Origin of the sequence: Fangia hongkongensis FSC776 = DSM 21703 (assembly GCF_000379445.1) — a bacterium.
GTDB lineage: Bacteria > Pseudomonadota > Gammaproteobacteria > Francisellales > Francisellaceae > Fangia > Fangia hongkongensis.
This window is the reverse complement of record NZ_KB902272.1, coordinates 104,493-123,808: the sequence shown is the minus strand read 5'-3', so window position 1 is coordinate 123,808 and position 19,316 is coordinate 104,493. Positions and strand designations below refer to the sequence as shown.

The 19,316-nt window shown below is 36.0% G+C and carries 20 protein-coding genes; 8 read left to right on the top strand and 12 right to left on the bottom strand.

The features are described from left to right. Window positions 1-8 precede the first annotated feature (8 nt). The 11 genes from A37Q_RS0112060 to A37Q_RS0112010 form a co-directional block, all read right to left on the bottom strand. Window positions 9-1,421, bottom strand: a complete 1,413-nt coding sequence (locus A37Q_RS0112060; RefSeq protein ID WP_018300536.1) for a hypothetical protein — start codon at window positions 1,419-1,421, stop codon at window positions 9-11. Between the two features lie 11 nt (window positions 1,422-1,432). Next, on the bottom strand, window positions 1,433-3,013 hold the full coding sequence (locus A37Q_RS0112055) for a type II secretion system protein GspD (protein WP_018300535.1): 1,581 nt from the start codon (window positions 3,011-3,013) through the stop codon (window positions 1,433-1,435). Between the two features lie 37 nt (window positions 3,014-3,050). Further along, window positions 3,051-3,641 carry a hypothetical protein gene (locus tag A37Q_RS0112050; RefSeq protein ID WP_018300534.1) on the bottom strand — a complete coding sequence of 197 codons (591 nt, stop codon included), beginning with the start codon at window positions 3,639-3,641 and terminating at the stop codon, window positions 3,051-3,053. A 32-nt stretch (window positions 3,642-3,673) separates the two neighbouring features. Continuing rightward, window positions 3,674-4,414, bottom strand: a complete 741-nt coding sequence (locus A37Q_RS0112045; RefSeq protein WP_018300533.1) for a hypothetical protein — start codon at window positions 4,412-4,414, stop codon at window positions 3,674-3,676. Between the two features lie 108 nt (window positions 4,415-4,522). Continuing rightward, window positions 4,523-6,337, bottom strand: a complete 1,815-nt coding sequence (locus tag A37Q_RS0112040) for a hypothetical protein (RefSeq protein ID WP_018300532.1) — start codon at window positions 6,335-6,337, stop codon at window positions 4,523-4,525. 25 nt (window positions 6,338-6,362) lie between these two features. Further along, the gene (locus tag A37Q_RS0112035) at window positions 6,363-7,955 is read right to left on the bottom strand and encodes a type II secretion system protein (RefSeq protein WP_018300531.1); all 1,593 of its coding nucleotides are present in this window, start codon (window positions 7,953-7,955) and stop codon (window positions 6,363-6,365) included. Further along, entirely contained in the window at window positions 7,955-9,358 is a 1,404-nt protein-coding gene (locus A37Q_RS0112030; protein WP_154648693.1) for a PulJ/GspJ family protein, read from the bottom strand. Before A37Q_RS0112030 ends, A37Q_RS0112035 begins: the two co-directional genes overlap by 1 nt. A 20-nt stretch (window positions 9,359-9,378) precedes the next feature. After that, on the bottom strand, window positions 9,379-9,930 hold the full coding sequence (locus tag A37Q_RS0112025) for a hypothetical protein (protein ID WP_018300529.1): 552 nt from the start codon (window positions 9,928-9,930) through the stop codon (window positions 9,379-9,381). A 92-nt stretch (window positions 9,931-10,022) separates the two neighbouring features. Further along, window positions 10,023-10,787, bottom strand: coding sequence for a prepilin peptidase (locus A37Q_RS0112020; RefSeq protein WP_018300528.1), 765 nt, complete (start codon window positions 10,785-10,787; stop codon window positions 10,023-10,025). Window positions 10,788-10,789: 2 nt separating this feature from the next. After that, window positions 10,790-11,566, bottom strand: a complete 777-nt coding sequence (locus tag A37Q_RS0112015; protein WP_018300527.1) for a helix-turn-helix transcriptional regulator — start codon at window positions 11,564-11,566, stop codon at window positions 10,790-10,792. Window positions 11,567-11,689: 123 nt separating this feature from the next. Further along, window positions 11,690-12,001 (bottom strand): LuxR C-terminal-related transcriptional regulator, encoded by a 312-nt coding sequence (locus tag A37Q_RS0112010; protein WP_018300526.1) that lies wholly within the window; start codon window positions 11,999-12,001, stop codon window positions 11,690-11,692. A gap of 292 nt (window positions 12,002-12,293) precedes the next feature. Here A37Q_RS0112010 and A37Q_RS0112005 point away from each other — a divergent pair, with 292 nt between their 5' ends. The 6 genes from A37Q_RS0112005 to sugE all read left to right on the top strand — a co-directional run bounded on the left by A37Q_RS0112005 (window position 12,294) and on the right by sugE (window position 16,233). Next, a complete protein-coding gene (locus A37Q_RS0112005; protein WP_018300525.1) occupies window positions 12,294-13,049 on the top strand; it encodes a response regulator transcription factor in 756 nt (251 codons plus the stop codon). Next, the gene (locus A37Q_RS0112000) at window positions 13,046-14,296 is read left to right on the top strand and encodes a sensor histidine kinase (RefSeq protein WP_018300524.1); all 1,251 of its coding nucleotides are present in this window, start codon (window positions 13,046-13,048) and stop codon (window positions 14,294-14,296) included. Before A37Q_RS0112005 ends, A37Q_RS0112000 begins: the two co-directional genes overlap by 4 nt. Window positions 14,297-14,491: 195 nt before the next feature. Continuing rightward, window positions 14,492-14,974 carry a rhodanese-like domain-containing protein gene (locus A37Q_RS15420; protein ID WP_018300523.1) on the top strand — a complete coding sequence of 161 codons (483 nt, stop codon included), beginning with the start codon at window positions 14,492-14,494 and terminating at the stop codon, window positions 14,972-14,974. 36 nt (window positions 14,975-15,010) lie between these two features. Further along, on the top strand, window positions 15,011-15,265 hold the full coding sequence (grxC, locus tag A37Q_RS0111990; protein ID WP_018300522.1) for a glutaredoxin 3: 255 nt from the start codon (window positions 15,011-15,013) through the stop codon (window positions 15,263-15,265). 18 nt (window positions 15,266-15,283) lie between these two features. Next, window positions 15,284-15,751: a protein-export chaperone SecB gene (secB, locus tag A37Q_RS0111985; RefSeq protein ID WP_018300521.1), complete on the top strand. Its 468-nt coding sequence runs from the start codon at window positions 15,284-15,286 to the stop codon at window positions 15,749-15,751. Between the two features lie 161 nt (window positions 15,752-15,912). Then, complete coding sequence (gene sugE / locus A37Q_RS0111980; protein ID WP_018300520.1) at window positions 15,913-16,233, top strand: quaternary ammonium compound efflux SMR transporter SugE; 321 nt, start codon at window positions 15,913-15,915, stop codon at window positions 16,231-16,233. Here the strand turns inward: sugE and A37Q_RS0111975 are convergent. Next, entirely contained in the window at window positions 16,230-17,366 is a 1,137-nt protein-coding gene (locus tag A37Q_RS0111975) for a nitroreductase family protein (RefSeq protein WP_018300519.1), read from the bottom strand. The two genes, sugE and A37Q_RS0111975, sit on opposite strands and share 4 nt — an antisense overlap. A 273-nt stretch (window positions 17,367-17,639) precedes the next feature. Between A37Q_RS0111975 and A37Q_RS0111970 the strand changes: the two genes are divergently transcribed. After that, on the top strand, window positions 17,640-18,296 hold the full coding sequence (locus tag A37Q_RS0111970) for an autotransporter outer membrane beta-barrel domain-containing protein (protein ID WP_018300518.1): 657 nt from the start codon (window positions 17,640-17,642) through the stop codon (window positions 18,294-18,296). Between the two features lie 187 nt (window positions 18,297-18,483). Next, window positions 18,484-19,308: a helix-turn-helix transcriptional regulator gene (locus tag A37Q_RS0111965; protein WP_018300517.1), complete on the top strand. Its 825-nt coding sequence runs from the start codon at window positions 18,484-18,486 to the stop codon at window positions 19,306-19,308. The last annotated feature ends 8 nt before the right edge of the window (window positions 19,309-19,316 follow it).

The following is a 19,316-nucleotide window of genomic DNA, read 5'->3' as shown; positions in this document are numbered from 1 at the left end:
AACCCAAGCTAGTACCCATATGCTTGCATATTAATCACACAACTGATCATAAAATTCTCTCCGGTATGACACTTGATTCCTTTAATGACTAATGGATAGTGATCAAAAATTTGCATACGCTGTAATAAGCGCGAGAATGTCATATCAGTTGCTGTGAGAGTAAAACTTGCACTTTTAGAAAATCGGTGAGTATTTACTGTTACGTTTGACAATGAGAACTGCTCTGGGAAAGAGTGTACCCTTTTTTTCACAACACCAATAATCTCAGATAGTCGATATTGCGTGCTAAACTCTCTATTATTATCTTCAGAGTAAATTTGATAACGCACCAGCCCCCCTTTCAACTCTTTAATACTATGTTTATAAGATGGAAATAATTGCAGTAAGACTTTCATAAGATATACGGATAGTTCAGCTTTATTAAGCTTAATGCCCTGATTAAATAGAATCTGTTGAAGCGCCTCTGGAATGCCTAACTCCAGTTTATTATCACCTGATACTGTAATTTTAACCTCTGAAGATAATACCTTATTTAAACTATAAAGCGTGGTATACAGTTTGACATAATCTCTCAGCAATACTGAAGGCTTTTGCTTATTAATCACAGCAAGTTGTTTTTTAAAAGACTGCCACTTTAATCTGTCAATATCAACTTTAGGTAATACTCGCTTTGGCGGAGGTGGTGGCGAGTAAATAAACAGTCGATAAATAGTATACCCTCCACCAGCTAGGATGAGTATAGAAAGCATAAATACCGCGAAAGTAACTGCTTTATGCTTCTTTTTCTCATAGGCTCTATAGTCTGTTAAAACCAAATAACGTGTATGTGATATAATTTTAAAGTTTAGTAGCAAACGGGTAATCACTTGATAGCGTGCAAGGCGCCTCTCAAGATTTGCATCTACATCGATAGAGTCAACACGTAGATACTGTGATTGTATTTTCTCATCATATTTCCTTTGGATAATGCTACTTGATTGGACTTGCGCATCTTTACATTTCCCTGAAAGGTACTCAATCAATTTAGTCTGCTCTGAGTTTAAATGTACCTCAGTAGCAACATAATAATACAGTTTATACTGCTTATTTATCATAGCTAATATTTGAGATAACTTATCTTCGCTATAAACTGTATAGCAACAAACACGCTGCTTATTTTTAATCAAAACATACAATTTAGTCTCAACTAATTCAACATAGACAACATTTTTTAACTTTGAAAACTCAATACTTGCCTGAAAATAATCAAGCATGGTTGCACCATCTTCATAAATCAGCACCAAATCAAAAGTTTTTGAATAATTGATCAGTCGAAAAGACTTTGCATTAAAAAGATACTGAGACAACATATCCAGCATCTTCTCATCAATTGCCTTTTTTTGAAACTCACTATAGTAGAAGTCAGAAAGTAGCTTTAACATTTTTCCTCCTTCTAATTGATAATATGTGGTGTTAACTGTACAACTGTAATCACTTTATTGGTAAGTCCTGATGTGCCGCCCAGCAACACTGTGCCAAAGTTTTTGCGCAGCTGTGATTTGCTTTCGCTACGGATAAACCCAGCAACAACAATTGGTCGACTATTGCGTACTTTAAATTGTTGATTAAAGGTTTTAGTTGCATACTGGGGTAATTTGACTGTATCTCCATCGGTTCCAGATTGAGAGTCAGCGCCGGCAGAGCCCATCGACAACAGCTCAGAGTCAGATAATGCAATATTAATTAAAAGCTGTCGATCTCTCAAAATCTGTGGTAACACATATATACTCAAACCCGTAGATAATACATCTGTACTAAAGGTTGTCGTTGGCCCTTGACCTAGCGTTCCTTGAGTGGTTGTTGAATCACTGACATACGTAGTATTCAACAGGTTATTGATCGCTGCTAATTTATTGTTTGTAGTGGTTAATATAGGGTGATCAACAATGGAAACCCGGCCAAGATTTGACAGCATATTAACACTAAGAGATTGGAACCCTACATGATTGCTACTGCCTGATAATTGAAGTCCACTGCCAACATTATCTAAGGCAGAACCCATAGCGCCTGTTAATGAACTTGTATTATTGAACCCTCCTAATTGTAATTTGAATTTCCCACCAAAGCTAAGTACTCCTATGCCATCTAAATCAGAAAGTGCACTACTTTTTAACTGCACATTCCATACCTTGATATCAATTTCAACTTGTTGCATTAAACGTTTATTTAAACGATTTACATATCTCTGAATCATTTTTTGATCATTCCAAGAAGCAGTAACCACAATTTGTGAGTTTGCCTGTGATAAGAAAAAACTCGCATTTTTCTTATTTTTCAACAGCCCATGAATATTCGCTTTAATATCATTCCAAATGTTAATATCACCTGTTAGGGACGTATTAGAAGTAGCACCATTCCCAGAAGAACCACTACCTGAAGCTCCCCCAGACTGAGACTTTCCTTTAACCGAAAGGTTAAAAATGTTATTGCCTGGCAATTGCTCGACTGGATAGACTTTGTTATACAAGTATCCAATATGTAGATTATTTTTCTCTATATATACATGTAAATCTGTATTTGCATTAATCTGCTGAATTAATTGCGCTAATGTCTTGATATTTTTCAATGGCAAATATAGCTTGTTTTTATATGAGTCCAAGTCTGTATCACTCATTACTCGAATACCCTTTGGCGCAAGTTGCTGAATTAACAGGTTGAGAAAATCAGACAGTGAAAGTCGCCCATTAAAATAGACAGCCAAGTGATCATAAATTGAAAAATCCTTGCTCGAGGTTAAATTTGCTTTTATTGGACTTTGCAATATATTAACTACTGATTTTTGTAAGTGATAATGCCATGCTTTCTCTGGCGGCTTATAAGTGATTTTTCTCTGCTGCAATGCCGAATTTGCTGCTTTTTCTTGAATGCTTGTATTTTTATTGGCTTTATTGTAAGTTGCGCATCCTTGCACCCCTAATATCATGAATATTAATACCGCTGGTATTTTAACTTTTGTTAAATAATTATTTAACATTCCTTCCCCTCTTCAAAGAATTATAAATAAGAAAATGCTACGATGTAATTCGTGTATCAGCCACAGCAACATAAGCTGTGCATCCGGTAGAGTCATCCCATTGAGATTGAATTAATTCAAGTTGATCAGCCGTTTTATTAAAGTTGGTCTGCATTGCCATACACAATGATTTGGTCATCTTAGCTTTATCAAGCACTACCGCAGCTACCAGCCCATGCTCATATCCTGTTGGTAATGTAACTGCTGGTGTTAATCCAGAAAGTGTAGTAGACATTGCCTCAACAGTAATATTAGTTGCCTGTACTGTATTTCCTAATACCCCGACAATAGCGGGAATCAACGTGCCATTGTTGGCATCTGTTGTTATCTGAGCCTCAGTAAATGCCACCCCTGTATCATTATTTTGGATATCATTACTTATAAACTGAGATATTGATGACTGTACATTTTGATATGCCATAATAAACTGATTCGCCTGGGTTGATCTACTAACAAGGCCGTAGGCAAAAAAGATAATGACAATTAATGCCATAACGCCTAGAGAGTAAAGACCAAACTCTAAAATACTCATTCCCTGTTGTCTCTTCTTACTCTGTACTTTCTGATATTGATTTAATGTCTTTAGCATCTTTTGCTCCTTTTGTTATAAACCTGTTTTTTCTATGATTGCCAATTTAATTGAGCCTTATTTTTTGAAGCCCCGGTGTTTGTTGTTTGCGAGGCTTTCGAAGGATTCTCATTAGTGTTTTTTTCTAAATCATTAGCAGATGGCGCTTGATTATCTTGGGATCGAATATAAAGATTATCTTTTGCCTTTAAATTATTCTGGCCATCAGGGAGGTAATCTGTATTATAAAACTTCTCACGTTCATCTGGCTGTTGTGATTTAACCGACACTTGAATCAATCTGGAAATTGGATAAACATCTACCGAAATCCCTTCTCCATTTAAACCACTATCCCCAAATACACGATTAATAATATATTGAAATGCGCCCTCTGAGTTATTTAATGGAATATTGTCTATCGTCTCTGACGTAATTGGAAAGTCTTTTGATGTTTTCCAATCAATTTTATATGCATTACCATCATTATCAGTAAAATAATAATCATTCAATCCTTTGATCAAATTACTCAACGACATACCTTGTGGAATTAATAATTTATCACGATAAAAATGGATACGAACAGAGTCGCCATAATATAACCGATATAGCTTATTAAACAGTGCTGCACAGTATCTAGCAGGGTTATTTGTCGTCCTTAGTTGAGCAATTTGTACCTGTGCTTGTCCATGAGGTGCCTTTATCTCTAAAGCTTTGGCTTTCACTTCCTCTCCCGAGGCAAAGAGCACTGTCCCCATTGTCAAACAAAAAATTAAGCCCATTTTCTTTCTAGTCATTTATCCTCCTCGTTAGATATCATTGGTTTTAAGCTATATGAATGTCTATGCTGAATATCATGCCTTAACCTGCAAAGATAACCATGTCAGTAATAGGAAATATTACTGTTATCCAGCAGGTCTATAGGCGATAGCATCTTGTTGATACTGTCGTAAATGGCTAACAAGTTGAGGCTGTTTGAGAAGTAAAGCGCTCAGCTGGCTTCTAAGGTTTGTAGCACATGATGGAATAATAGGGTCAACATTTCCACCTGGGCCACACCGAAGAGCATCTGCATCATTAGGTAATGCTCCTCCATCAACCGGAAAAGTACAACCGCGGTTATAATTAACCATTAAATCCACTTTCGCCTGTGTTTTATCAAACCCATTGACAGTTATGGGTATATACCCTTGAGGGTTGGGGCCTTTCCCGTACTCTGTAGAAAAAGCGGGGATATTTCTAAACTCCACATATACGTTCAAATAGTTCTGCTTTAATTTTTCAATTGCTTTAGCCTCAGACTCACTCAGCGCAATATCAACAATGGTTAAATGTGATGGTACTGATTGTGTATAGACATATTTTGCTGTTTGATAACTCGGGACTGAAATAACCACTTGATGATTCAGGACCAATTTAAATGGTGGTGTTAGACTGTCACGCGTAAAGCGTAATCTCAGGGTCTTCTTATTCATAACTGGGATGTTATTTTTAGTTTGATAGCGCGTAACAGGCGCTTTAAGTACAGTTGCATCTGGCGCACAGGCTTCATATAAAACCCCTCTTACAAACTGCACTTGCTGACCTTCCCAAGAGCTTAAATGCTTGATCTGACTGAAGAGATCATTCTCCCCCATGGTCATTAAAATCACATTCATCTTATGCCCATTAGGCAATGATAAATCATCCAATCTACATAAAACAGGCGGTGTATTTGCAACTGCTTGTGTACCCGTTCCATATTGACTTACTTTGATATCTTTTCGATGCCATGCTTGATTTTGATAACCACCTATTTGTGGCTGATAAAACTCGCCTATTCTAAGTGGCTGTGTATTAACCTCAAACAAATCCTTTCGAGTGGTGTTTCCAAAACGTCCAAACTGTCTACTTGATACCCCATATCCAGATAGCATAATACCACCATGAATAGCATCTGAAGAGGCTGGGCAAATTGAAGGAAATACAAAGAACTGCTGCCCCATAAGATGGGATGTATCGCTTAGTGTATCTTTTGGTGATTCATATGCGTGTGAAACAACGGAGTGATCCACTTTTGATGAAAAATAGAAATAAGGTGAATTTTGATCACCCGCCCCCTCTAGGGCAAGATCTTGCCCTAGCTGTCCAATCTGTATTCCTTGCTGATTATGCTCCCAATAATCATCAGAAAGCATACCTGTCGTATTAATAAATACAAACGGAAAAAAACGAAAGTTTGTATCAAATAAGGTGCTGCCATCTATAAAAGGCACGAAGATAGCATTCTCTCCTGCAACCTTAGCACAAGTGCTAGATATAATTTTTTGTGCCCTGAGATTATAATATATATCATTACTTTGTTTAAGCATGGGTAGAAGTTGGTAGACTTGATTTGTTTTATCTAAAGTACATACAACATACCCGCGCTCACCATTATAACTGGTAAATTCAAAAGGATAACCTGTAAGATTTTTTGAAAAAAGCTTAGCATACATTTCATCTGAAATTTCTCCTATAAAATCCTGATAACGCTGAGGGAATTTCCCCGTTCTATAGTAGTAGTTATAGGCCAAATCTCTCGTTGCAAGTATTTGATTCGCTTTTGAATATATCTCTTTTGTATTACCAACTGCATACCAGTTTGCATAGTACCAATAAATAATAAAACTAATCACCAGCATCACTAAAGAAACTATTAACAAAGCAATGCCCTGTTGCTTATCTCCCTTATTAGACATTCTCTCCCCCCTATATTTACTGGTACTATTTCTTTGGAATAATTAAAAACTTAATTCGATTGTAATTATGTAATACTTCTTGAGACCATGGCGCACCATCTGGTGGGCTTTGAAAGTGTGCATTTAGTTCATAAGGAACATGCAACCCCTGATAAATAAAAATTGCAGCATTCTGATCCAATAAATGTGGCCATCTATTCGGGTAGTCTTTTGCTTCATTCTCTGAGAATGGTATTGTGTAGTTAAATAAAGCACTATGATAAATTTGACCCTCACAAGTATAATTATCAGACTGACAATTTGAATTTGCTAAATCATATCCCCCAATATTGCTCAAAATATACGTGTTAGTAGGCATCCTTGGATCAATTCCACCATAACTGCTTGGCATACCAGCATCAGATTGTACTGTAGTATCCGTTGGTGCATTTGACATATACGTCTGTGCACTTGCAGAGGTAAAAGGTTGAAAAGTCGTATTATTATCTGCGCATTGACTGAAATGTATCATTTGTATCGTATAGGGACCTGATCCACCTTTCATTGAAGTGAGATTGACAGGAACACTGAATAATGCTGCCGATGAATAATATTGATAATCAAGTGGCTTGATATCAGGTTTATTGCTTGTTGTTAATGCTGCATAGGGATCTTTATATGGACTCATAGGATCAAATGGCGACATATGAGCAGGAGATTCATGAATAACAAAGGGGCGAACTTGATAGCCATACTCTGCATAATAGCTCGCTGGGCCATATAGCTTTTTTGTTTTGACTGGTTGATTTAGCCAGTGGTAATAGTTTTGTGCGTTATTATAAGGGACATCATCCATTGGGTGGTACAACATGAGCCCAGATACTGCCATATTAAAAATTTCTGTTTGTGTGCTGCCGCAACTTTCTAATTGATAAAAACTGCTTGAAAGCTGCTTGATTGTTTGGTTAAAGGTTCCAAGCCCTAGCTGATCTGCATGAAAGATACTGCCATCCTTATATGGCGTAGAGAGTTTATATGAAAGATTACTATATGAAGGTATATTATACTGGTAGGTATTTAAATGAGGATAATATGTGGAAAGGTTTTTTTTGTAGTATAGCGATAATGGCGCATACACAACAAAATCAACCATCTCACCATAACGTTTATCAATTTGCCGGCATCTAGCATAAGTTATCTTTGCTCCGGTTAAGTAATATGACATACCAAATCGATAATACCTCTGGGCTCTTATATATGCTGAAAAAGGGATACAGGACTCTATCTTTACCAATGGAGCAAGTGATAATCCAGCAGATGTCAAGCTAATGTTATAGAGGATGGAATATAAGTTTTTGCTGTAGTCATGTACTAAGCTACCAAACCCTAGCCACCCTGAAAAAGTCTTTTTATCGATGGTAAATTGCGCCCCTGATGAAAGGTCTTGTTGATATTCTGTCTGTAAGATTGAAATAACATTTTCGATACGTGCAAATTCATCTTCAATAGTAGCGGAACTTTCAAAATAGAAAAACCACCAAAGTGCCACTGACATAATAATGCTAATTAAAACTGCTACCAGTGCAACTTCAAAAAAGCTAAAGCCAGCTTGTACTTTCCTTGTGAGCATTTTTGACATCAATATACTCCACAACCTTTACGATTTATCTGATTGCAATCAAGTCGCCCTACCACTGGCTGAGAGCCCCCACTGTCATGTATAAACACATCGGGAACACACCACTGAAGCACAACGACACCCAGCTCATTCACTGTGACATTACTATATTGCGTGAGCTCTCTTCTAGTAAGAAACCTATAATTATCACCATATATGTTAAATATCCCTCCATAGTGAAATAGTGCAGATCGCATTTCTGGCGAAAATACAGGAAAACCAGGAACATCATAAAAATACGGAAGCTTAGAAGATGTATGATTAATAAATTGATACGTCCATTTGTCAACAAGCGGGTCTGAGTCTGGTAATATTCCTCTTTGAGACTGTTGAGTTAATAAATTATGATAGGCATTTAAAAAACTATCTTCTTTATCATTGATGTTACTTGCTAAAAATCTAAAAACACCACTCTCATTAGCCTGCTGATTAACAGTGCCTCTATATGGTAGTGTCACTTCTAATGCATTTTGATCAGTAACCTCAGGCAAAACAGTTAATGTTTTAATCATCTGCATCGTAGGATTGGTTCCAACCGAACCATTCACCTGAAACATGTGGGATGGGTTAGTAAAAAAGGCACTGTTTAATAGCGGCATTGAGGCTAATACAGAGTTTATAGGGCACTTCATCCTCTGAATTTGATCACTTCTTAGCCCTTGATGATGGCTCTCATTTCCACTATCGTAAATAGAAACTTCAGGTTTTCTAAAGCTGCCATCATTAAGGGATATGTTATATATCCTATATTTTTTTAAACATTTAGAAGGCTTTCCTCCATGCTTGTAGCACACAGCTGTGCTTGTTATGGAGGATGGCTCTGGAGCTGGTTGTGAAAAGTATACACTGGAAGTTTTAAATAACGTATGTATAGAGTGAGGTAAAAGTTGGGTAGAGTACAAGGTGACAAGGTATTGAAACCGATCTAATATCCCATTTTGTGTACAAACTTGTTTCGCTTCAGGCGTTTGAATTTCAGTCGCATAAAAATACTGACCCACAAGCCTTCCTAAAGGAGAGGCTTTAGAGGCACAAAACTGTATACGAAAATAAGGAATCCCCGTATTATTTGCCTTGTAACCTAGATAGGTTCCAGCACCTGTTGTGTTTAAATTTATATTAATATTTCGCTGTGAAAAATAAGTGTCTAATGTTTTTTCGCTGGGATAATAGCCGCCTGATTGTAATGCATTTGCAACCGCAATTACTGCCTGTACCTTTTGCACAGTAGTATCAATAATATCATTTTGATTTTGTTGAAAATTAAACGTCTTCAACACCATTATTATGGTCAAGCTAAATATGCTGATAGACAGCGCAACTTCTATCAGACTTATACCTAGCTGCTGTTTCCTATTTTCCAAAGTGCTCTCTCCCACACAGCCTATACAATTTTTACTGCAAATTGATTGTATGCATTATTTCGACCTGAGTAGTAAAGTGGCTCATATATGATCACCTTACACATCTCATTTGTGCACGACTTAATATGAATGCTCTTGTTCTTAATTGAGTAAGCTCCACGCTCAAAGGCCCCATATAATAGATTTTTTGGCATTATTAACATTTGTTTGATAATGCTATATAAATACCTCCCACTAACCACCTTGGTATAGTTATTGCCATTTTGCTTATTGGGCAATATGATTGTTATGTCATACAGGTTTTTCAGCTTATCTTTTAGTTTTTTTAACTCTTGTAAAGTCTCAAGTGGGATAGCTTGTGCCGAAATATCGCTATCCCCAATATTGGAAAATGCATAGGCTTGCCTTCTTTCAATACTTATATAATTTTCGATTGCAAGATTCACCCCCGCACTTTTCTCTACTCTATTTTGAACTATTTCAAAAACAAAAAGCGTTAATACGACCAAAATAGCCATAAGAACAATAATCAATCCAAACTCAAATAGACTAAAGCCCTTCTGATACGTCATATTTACACTACTATATATTTTAAAATTCCCAATCAAGTTAACTGAATTATCCGCTTTTGTAGCAAAAACAATATGTTATAAATAGGAAGTTTCTAATGGAGAAAAGGTATTAATATCGTGTAATATCCTTTTAATAAATCATCTGTAATGCCCAACGGTGCTATTAAGATAAAACTTAAAAAACTAAGACAAATATGTGGCCCTAATGGATAAATCACATCTAGATTCTTTTTGAATAACACATTTGCAATAGCCACATATATAGAGAGACTAAGACAAGAGATGCAAATAATAGCAAAAAGCAGCTTGGTGCCAAAATAACAACCACAACAAGCGAAGAGCTTCATATCGCCGTAGCCAAGGCCAGAGCGTCCTTTTAAAACCTTATAGAGATAATTAATACAAAATGGAAATACATATCCTATAGCTGCGCCTAAAATAGCATTTTCAAGCTCAATATCCTCTTTCCAGTGGCATGCTATCATTAAAAGAATCAGCCAAAGCATTGATATCGTTATGATATCAGGTAATAAAAAGTATCGACTATCACAGAAAAATAGAATTTCAAGCCCAATAATCAAAACCATCATATAAAGATACTCTAAAGCTGTATGGTACAGTGCTACAACAAGCAAGCTAAGCACTATATTTACTATGGATAAAACAATAAATATCACAAACTGATTGCGTCGATGTAATGTAAATAATGAGCGCACAGCTCCAACGAGCAGCTTTCCCATGCTAATGTCTCTCCCTCGCAAAATACAAAGGGAAATATATCTAGAGCCATATAGTATAAGCGTTGAAAGAGCAATCGTTAAAGCGCTTCCTATAAGCGCTATTAATACCTTTTCCATTTCTAGATCAACGTAAACTCTGTGGGAAAACTGTCCTTGCTTAACTGTTTGATCTCTGAAAGCGTATTCTTTCCCATTTTTTGTTTGATATTTTGGATATGATAACGTAACGCTCTTTCTGAAATAGATAAGAAAGCAGAAAGCTCTTTTTCTGTTTGAAAGTCTCTTATGTGTCGCAAGACTGTAAACTCTGAATGACTCAGCTCTTCCATAGGCAAAAAAGAGTTTAGCCGGCGAACTAACTCAAGCATCTTTGCGCATAGATATAGCTCTTTTTGACATAAAAAACCCCCATAGTATTCCTTATAATCAAGAGGTGTAGTGGCTAAAATGGCGCGTGAGAAATAACGAGTAAAGGCATATAAAAGGTAACTCTTTTTACTAAAATCAATATCATGTGTCTTAGAGCCAAAAATATAAATTGACACTCCTTTATTATCAAGTGAATATGGCAATATAAAATGACACCCCGATAGCATTCCTTTTAGTTGAAGTACTTGAAGCTCTTCATACGGTAGAAGCTCCTTCCACGGTAGTATTTGTCCTGTTTTATACCCCTTAACACACGAGCAATAAAAGCTTCTAAACGCGTTGTTATAATCAACTTTCTCTCTAGTATTAATGTCACCTGAGCCTGTTATTTGCATGTTATTATCATTACAAAAAATCAGGACCTTTTTATCTTGGCGAATATAAAACACTTTAAAGTAATCAATACCCAATAACTCAAGGCAACGATAATACTTTGATAAGCGTGTTTTGTGCATTTTTCCAAACATCCCTAAACTCCCCCTTCTAGAAATCATCCCATTTATATTTATATTTATATTTATACCCATTCCCATATAACACTCAGCACTGTACAGTTGATGTCAGATCTTTAGACAGATATTCAATTATAATCAACCATAAAGTATCTTTGATAACTTAAAAAGCTCCAACCTACTTGTAAAATTCATCTTATTTTTAATGGTATCTGCATAGTAATAAATACTCCTAAGCGATAATTTTAATAAGCTTGAAATCTCTTGGTAACTACTCCCTGTAGACAACAGTCTTAAATAATGCAGTTCCTTAGAATTTAATTTAGCGATTCCTGTTTCTAAATCATATACCCCTATTTCACATAAAAATTGATCTAAGTTAGAAAGCTCTTCTACATTAGTATAGTCATTATAGCCAGCTTGAGTCACATCTCCCCCTTTATCACTCATATCTAAACCCCATAGAAAATATACTCTTAAAAGATGTAAATATGTGTAAAAAAATGTAAAGAAAGTGTGTTTGATTTTAATTACCCTAACTTACTTTTGATAAAATTACCTATTAAACCACAATTAAAAGTGATACAGTTCAAATGTCTATCAGAACATTATTGATGGCACAGTGAATTTATACTTACCGTGAAAATAGCAAGGCAGGGGCTATTTTCATCAAGCGCACAAATTGCGTTAGCATTTTAATAATCTAAACAGTTCATGCTAAATTGGGAAGGGGGAAATGACCATGTCGTTAGTGAACCAAATTTTGATTATCGATGATGATAGAGAGATCTGTATATATCTATCAAAAAGCATTAAACGTTACTTTGATATTGATACGAAAATATTAAATAGTGGGAAGAATATCAAACACTATTTAAAAACCTCTGTACATAATTTTGACATTATCCTGCTTGATCTAATGATGCCTCAAATTGATGGTATTGATACATGTAGATATATCAGGGAAGTCTCTGACATTCCCATTATTATGATGACTTGTTTAAATGATAATGAAATCAAACCGGTTAAATCTATTTTGGCCTTTGAAGCAGGTGTGGATGATTGTATTTCTAAACCTATCAATCCTGCTGAACTCATTGCACGCTGTAGCGCTATTTTACGCCGAACTAAAAATGATATTGACAATCTACCAGTAGGAAAAACCTCCCCTACTGGCACTTATACCTTTGAAAACTGGCAGCTTAATACCAAAGACTTTACTTTGACAACGCCTGACAAAGTCACGGTGTTTTTATCAACGGGCGAATATGACTTACTGCTGCTGTTTCTCAACCACCCGCGACAAGTTCTTTCTAGAGACTTTTTAACACAAAAGCTGCGATCGGTAAAACACTCCCCTTATGATCGCAGCATAGATGTTCGTATTAGTTTATTAAGAAAGCGTTTACATGAGGATGGAACCAGACTGATTAGAACCGTTTACCACAAAGGCTATATGTTAAACGCTGATGTTACCCAAACAGTATATGACGCATGAAAGTACGATTTTTAATTATTGCTCTTTTGGTCGTCACTATAGGCTTTCTTATAATACATACATATTTTAAAATCACTCAGGCAATCCAATTTAATAACCAGCACCAAGCTATTGGTACTATTATGGATATTGTTAATTATGGGAAAGAAGCTAAAGATAATAATTTTAAATCTATTACAGCACCTAAGCATTATGCATATTTGGATCTAGACAACTTCTATTTTGATTTAGATTTATCTCCAGCACCTATCTATACACCAACACTGTTTATGCACAATAGCACACAACTACAAAACTATTTAAATCAGCACCCGTTTGTTCATGGGAATTTTTCACTCAATATCAAACCACATTTATGGTTAAACATACAAGCAAGGCCAAATTACAGCTATCTTTTTATTAACCTCAGCGCACGGGTAATAACAACCTTATTTATTTCTATTTTACTTTTTGTTGCGGGATTAATATTTCACCGCCTTTATTCAACATTAACAAATTTGTATGCTATTTTAGAGGAGCTCCGTATTCCTAAACCAGCCTCAATTGCGCTGGAAATTTTCCAAGGAACAACAAACCTAATTCATTTATTAAAAAGTCGTGTATCTGACTTAATGAATACCAGAGTCAAAATATTAGAATCCGTTTCTCATGATCTTAACACTCCCTTGACAAGGGTATATTACCGGTTACATTCACTTGATCAAACCAAAGAGGTGAAAGCCTGTCTCAAAGACATTGATGAAACTCGTCTCATGATTAAACAAATTTTAGATATGAGCACATTTGAAAGCCAACCACATAAAGCAATAGAGCTTAACTCTTTAACAAACATTATTATTGAAGAATACATTTCTTCAGGTGTTAACATCAGTCATAACCTAGAGCATGAGCATAACATTATTATGGGAAGTGCAATTATCATCAAACGAATACTTTATAATTTAATTAACAACTCCATCAAATTTGCCACTCAGATTGATATCGCTTTATTTAGGCAACAGAATAATATTGTCCTTCGAGTATCAGATAATGGTCCAGGCATTCCTAAATCACTTAATAAAAGCTTATTATTTCAAGCTAAATACCAAGCAGATAACCAACATGAAGCACGAATACGCGCAGGACATGGCCTTGGGCTTGCTGTAGTATATGAACTGGTACATCAAATAAATGGCGAAATCATAATTGAAAATAAAGCACCTAAAGGATTAACGATATCTATATTTTTAGAGCCCGCTAAACACTAGATCACTTTTATAAGCTTAATATAACTTCGCTCATCTGGATTTTATTTTTGATTACTTATCAAGCCCAATAGATTATCTGCCTCAAAATAAAAACTTTGTGCAGCAAGAAGCGCTGTAAAATGCGCTGTGATTGGTATATAATTTCGTGAATTTATATTAATACAAACTAAACACAACAGGAATAACAGGCAACCTATGTCCAACCTATCACAATTTATTGCTGCCAACTGGCTTTTATGTGCGGCATTTATCATTATGCTGATCATCTATTTTGTTTATGAGTTCCGCGTCGCCAGTGCGGGGCGCTTTAACCTTCAGGCACAAGATGCCATCAACCTTGCCAATCGCAATAAAGGTGTTTTTCTTGATATTCGCGATGATGAAGCTTACAGCAAGGCGCACATCGTTGGTGCAATCCATGCGACGATAGATACATTAAAATCCAATACAAAAATGCTTAATAAACATAAAGAAGCACCCATTATTATTTATTGCGATAACGGTGTCACAGCTAAAAGCGCCTACCAACTTCTTAAAAAAGAAGGCTTTAGCAAAGTGTATGTGTTAAAAGGTGGATTGAAAAGCTGGCGAGCTGAAAAGCTTCCTGTCGATGCCAAAAAGACCGTGCAAACCACAACAAATGTGCTTCCAAATAAAAAGAAGAAAAAGAAGCAGTAGAGCATTAAATTCAATAGAGAATAGAAGATAAGCATCATGATTGAAATGTATATAAAACCCACCTGCCCTTACTGTGTTGAGGCAAAAGCTTTGCTTGAGAAAAAGGGGCAAGTCATTCAATATTATGATATCACCAATAACCCTCCTCTACGCGCAGAAATGCTAGAGAGAGCAAAGCGTCACACTGTTCCACAAATCTTTATTAATAATCGCCATATTGGTGGCTGCGATGACTTGATGTTACTGGAAGATAAAGGCAAACTTGATACGTTGTTAACCCTAGAAAAATAGAAAATAAAAGGAAATACTATGACAGATACAAATGAAGCTAAAACAGCAGCTGAGAATGAAGTACAATTTCAAATTCAAAAAGTTTACATTAAAGATATTTCATTTGAAATTCCAAAAGGTGCGCACATCTTTAATCGTGAATGGAAACCTGAGCTTAATATTGCACTTAATACTCAGGTAAACGCCCTGCCAGAGGATAATATTTTTGAAGTGGTATTAACGGTTGAAGCGAATGTCAAATGTGCCGACGATGACGCATTTAAAGCAGAAGTGCAGCAAGCTGGAATCTTCGTCATTGATAATATGAATGAAGAGCAACTTGAGCATGCAAAATATGCATTTTGTCCAAATATACTTTACCCTTATGCTCGCGAAGCTATTTCTGATATCGTGTCAAAAGGCGGATTTCCTCAGCTATGTCTTGCACCAGTTAACTTTGACATGCTATACCAACAAAAACAGCAAGAGCAACAAGCTTCTGCTTAAAACCATAAAGCCATTACGCTATGACACTTTATAGATATTTATTAAGTTCATTTTCAGCATTGCCTGAGCTAATTTTTTAGTTCATATCAACTATAAGCACTGATGTTTATATAAAACTGCTGAACAATGAATTGACTAAAACTGATCAAAGGAGACATAGCATGCTTGCATGGATATTTTTACTTTTTGCTGGAATAACTGAAGTTATTTGGGCTATTGCACTGAAATTTTCACACGGATTTACTCACTTAACAGCAAGTGTTATTACTATTTTAGGGATGATTCTAAGCTTCTATTTATTGTCACTGGCAATGAAAAGCATACCGATTAGTATTGCTTATCCTGTATGGACTGGCATTGGCGCCGTTGGAACAGCCATCATTGGCATGGTGGTACTCGGTGATTCTATCAGCTTATTAAAGATACTATGCCTTGTTCTAATCATAGCTGGCGTAATTGGCTTGAAGGTGTTTAGCCACTAAGTCAGTGAATTCTCATCATTATTATCAATAACCCAGCTGATATCATAATGTGGAAGTTCATCTTTAGCATTAGACGCATCTTCCATGATCGAAAAGTACCCTTCCTTACCAAGTGCTGTGCAACCTATCTCCCAATTAGCGCACCAGATTCCAAGGGCCAGTGGTGCATAATATCTTGAATTTGTAGCGGTATAAAAATCAAATCTTATAAGCTGACCATCCTCAAACACAGCTCTAGATCTTGTGGTTTGCCCATTGTACGATGATGGCGCCCATTGACATACCTCATAGCAAGCATTGTAATCTGAAAATGGCAGTTCTTTGACATCAATAGAGTTGCTGAGCTTACAATCTGTAAAAAATAGCTCCTTTAAAGGGAGACGTTTATGCTGCAACTTTTGAAAAAACCGTATAAATAATGGTTTAAACATAGACTCATAACCAATAGCACAAACGCAAATTACATGATCTTTATTATGGTTAAACCGATTCCCTAAGTGCTCTATAATGCTTTTTTGATCCGCACCCGGCCCAATCCAGCAGGTAGCAAGCCCCATCCTTGTTGCATGGTGTACTACTTTTTGCAAACTTCTGCCAATATCAATAATCGCTAGTCTATTATATCTCTTAGGCGCAATAGCCACTAAAAACTCATGGGCACCGACTACAGGCCATACTTTTAAATTTGCCGCCACATATTCAAATCGTACCTGCAACTTGCCAAGCAAATTATCACTTTGTGTATATAATTGTACTGTATGCATTAGTACTGAAAAATGCTCTTGTGTTAGCTTTCTTGATTGAAAGGAGCGACAAGAGTGACGCTTTCTCATCAAGCTAAAAGCATCTAAGTCTTTGTTATTACTCGGAATTTTCTCCTGAGGGTGAAGGTTGTACTTTACAATTAAAATCGTCCCCACCAATGCAATAGTAAAGAAAATCGCAAGTATCAAAGGAATCCAAAATAATAATATTTGCCAATAGCCAATTAACCACCCTATTGCTGCTATCAGATACAAAATAATCGCCCATATTGCATGGATAATATATTGTAGCCACCCACTAAATTGAAGCCGTACTTTCAGATCCCATAACTTACTTTTTTCAAATTTATTTTGAATCTCTAATGCCATCAACGATCCTCCTTAAAATAACAGCCATACCCATATTTGATAGAATACGTACTCCATCGTATTCATTTATCATCTTACCCTTATTTGTCGGTTTGTATATACCCTCTGAGCAAAATATCCTCAGTTTCTAAAACTTTGACCTTGTAAAAGCAGATAATTTTTCCTATTTGCTTAATATCGCGTAGCTTTACGCTATTTTTCTAAAATCCTCAAGCTAAAATGCATCTTTAACGGTCTTTATTTGATCTATAAATAAACAATATGGAGAGAAGAATGAAACTAAAAGCAATAGGTATAAGCACAGCGCTTTTAATGTTACACCTAAATGCGATGGCATCAGAGCCTGCTAAATCTGGGATCTATGCCAGCGGAATGTTATCTTACAACGGCATCAGTGGTGAGCTACACCATAATTATGATGGTTCTGATTATGAGAAACTCAAAGGTGGCGCGGGAGCTGGGATATTTGTTGGTTATGATTATGCCTTAAACTCAAACATTACGCTGGGTGTTAAGACAGGCTTTCAATATATCTCTGATATTTATCATGAAACCGTAAACTACGGCAGTATTACAGACAAAAGATCTGTGAGCATTGAGAGCCTTCCTATTATGATCACAGGAAAATATTTCTTTTACTCTGGCTGGCTTGTCGGTGCTAGCGCGGGCATTGATATTAAGCGCAATAAATACGATATTAACTTACAAACAACGCCTTCAGCCAATGGCAACTCAAACAGCAACTGGAGTATTGATCCTATTGTTGAAGTGTTAGGTGGTTATCAATGGCAAAACGGGCTTGGTATCATTGGCTCTATTGCCTACAGCGCTGGAGAGTCTTTAAATGATAGAGAGATTCCAAATAGCGATAATAAAGCTTATAACTATTTACGTATTGGCGTGGAGCTTAAATATACTTTTGCACTTTAATCGCTTAACGTACTTCCTACCTACCATTTTAAATACATGCGTTTGATCTATTTATAAAACAACAGATCGCTGCTGAGTATGGCTAATGTCTTAATTATTTCACTCCCTTAGCATGCTAAAATATACAATATTAGTATAAAAAGTGACGGTGAGTTTGCCTTACCCTCAAGGCAAAGTGGAATGTTAAATGCAGCATACAGTTAGAGATTTTGATAAAATCAATCAGGCTATCAATCGCTATACACACCGTCATAGTTTTACTAACTTGCAAATTGTAAGAGAACTTCGCCAGTATTTTAATCTTAATGGTTTGGTATTAGCATACCTAACACCAAGTGGTCGCATTATTGATATTTCTATTATTCCACATGAAATGTTTGAAGCATGGAACAGCTTTAATGAAAAGATATATGAACCTACTTACAGCTACCAAAATGTTTTATACCTTTCTAAAAACTTCTTTTCTTACCAGTGCATGCTTGATTTACTACATAAGGATGACTATTTCCCTGTAAAAGACTTGCTTCCTAGCTTTTCAGATAAGGCAAACTACTATGTCAGACCGACCTTAGAGGGAGATATTATACGTCTTGGCATGATCTCTCCCAGTCATATTCCTTTAACCTATTTTACAAGACAAAAATTGGATCATTTTATTGATCGCTTTCTTCAATATATCAAAGATAAAAACCTCATTGAATATTATGATTTTACGCAAGTTGTAACACCATACAGTATTACAGAAGCTTGTAAAAACTATCTGACACTTGAGGTTGCGCAAATTATAAAACAATTTAAACAGATCAAAAAACAGCTGATCATACTCATCTATAATGGAATACATTCCGTTAATGAAATGTCTGAAAAGCTATACCGCTCTCCTAGAACACTAGAGCGTCATTTGGATGAAATGCGTGATATTTTTGCTTGTCGAACCCGCTATGAGCTTTATATCCTTATTGCCCAGTCTCCTGAAATGGTCTCTTTAATCATGCTGAATCAAACTTCCTAACACCCATT

Excerpts from the sequence above, each read along its gene's own strand:
- A37Q_RS0111975 (WP_018300519.1), bottom strand. The coding sequence starts at position 17,366 with ATGGCATTAGAGATTCAAAATAAATTTGAAAAAAGTAAGTTATGGGAT.
- A37Q_RS0112060 (WP_018300536.1), bottom strand. The coding sequence starts at position 1,421 with ATGTTAAAGCTACTTTCTGACTTCTACTATAGTGAGTTTCAAAAAAAG.
- A37Q_RS0112025 (WP_018300529.1), bottom strand. The coding sequence starts at position 9,930 with ATGACGTATCAGAAGGGCTTTAGTCTATTTGAGTTTGGATTGATTATT.
- A37Q_RS0112045 (WP_018300533.1), bottom strand. The coding sequence starts at position 4,414 with ATGACTAGAAAGAAAATGGGCTTAATTTTTTGTTTGACAATGGGGACA.
- A37Q_RS0112015 (WP_018300527.1), bottom strand. The coding sequence starts at position 11,566 with ATGTTTGGAAAAATGCACAAAACACGCTTATCAAAGTATTATCGTTGC.
- A37Q_RS0112020 (WP_018300528.1), bottom strand. The coding sequence starts at position 10,787 with ATGGAAAAGGTATTAATAGCGCTTATAGGAAGCGCTTTAACGATTGCT.
- A37Q_RS0112010 (WP_018300526.1), bottom strand. The coding sequence starts at position 12,001 with ATGAGTGATAAAGGGGGAGATGTGACTCAAGCTGGCTATAATGACTAT.
- A37Q_RS0112035 (WP_018300531.1), bottom strand. The coding sequence starts at position 7,955 with ATGTCAAAAATGCTCACAAGGAAAGTACAAGCTGGCTTTAGCTTTTTT.
- grxC (WP_018300522.1), top strand. The coding sequence starts at position 15,011 with ATGATTGAAATGTATATAAAACCCACCTGCCCTTACTGTGTTGAGGCA.
- A37Q_RS15420 (WP_018300523.1), top strand. The coding sequence starts at position 14,492 with ATGTCCAACCTATCACAATTTATTGCTGCCAACTGGCTTTTATGTGCG.
- A37Q_RS0112000 (WP_018300524.1), top strand. The coding sequence starts at position 13,046 with ATGAAAGTACGATTTTTAATTATTGCTCTTTTGGTCGTCACTATAGGC.
- A37Q_RS0112040 (WP_018300532.1), bottom strand. The coding sequence starts at position 6,337 with ATGTCTAATAAGGGAGATAAGCAACAGGGCATTGCTTTGTTAATAGTT.
- A37Q_RS0112050 (WP_018300534.1), bottom strand. The coding sequence starts at position 3,641 with ATGCTAAAGACATTAAATCAATATCAGAAAGTACAGAGTAAGAAGAGA.
- sugE (WP_018300520.1), top strand. The coding sequence starts at position 15,913 with ATGCTTGCATGGATATTTTTACTTTTTGCTGGAATAACTGAAGTTATT.
- A37Q_RS0111970 (WP_018300518.1), top strand. The coding sequence starts at position 17,640 with ATGAAACTAAAAGCAATAGGTATAAGCACAGCGCTTTTAATGTTACAC.
- A37Q_RS0112005 (WP_018300525.1), top strand. The coding sequence starts at position 12,294 with ATGTCGTTAGTGAACCAAATTTTGATTATCGATGATGATAGAGAGATC.
- secB (WP_018300521.1), top strand. The coding sequence starts at position 15,284 with ATGACAGATACAAATGAAGCTAAAACAGCAGCTGAGAATGAAGTACAA.
- A37Q_RS0111965 (WP_018300517.1), top strand. The coding sequence starts at position 18,484 with ATGCAGCATACAGTTAGAGATTTTGATAAAATCAATCAGGCTATCAAT.
- A37Q_RS0112055 (WP_018300535.1), bottom strand. The coding sequence starts at position 3,013 with ATGTTAAATAATTATTTAACAAAAGTTAAAATACCAGCGGTATTAATA.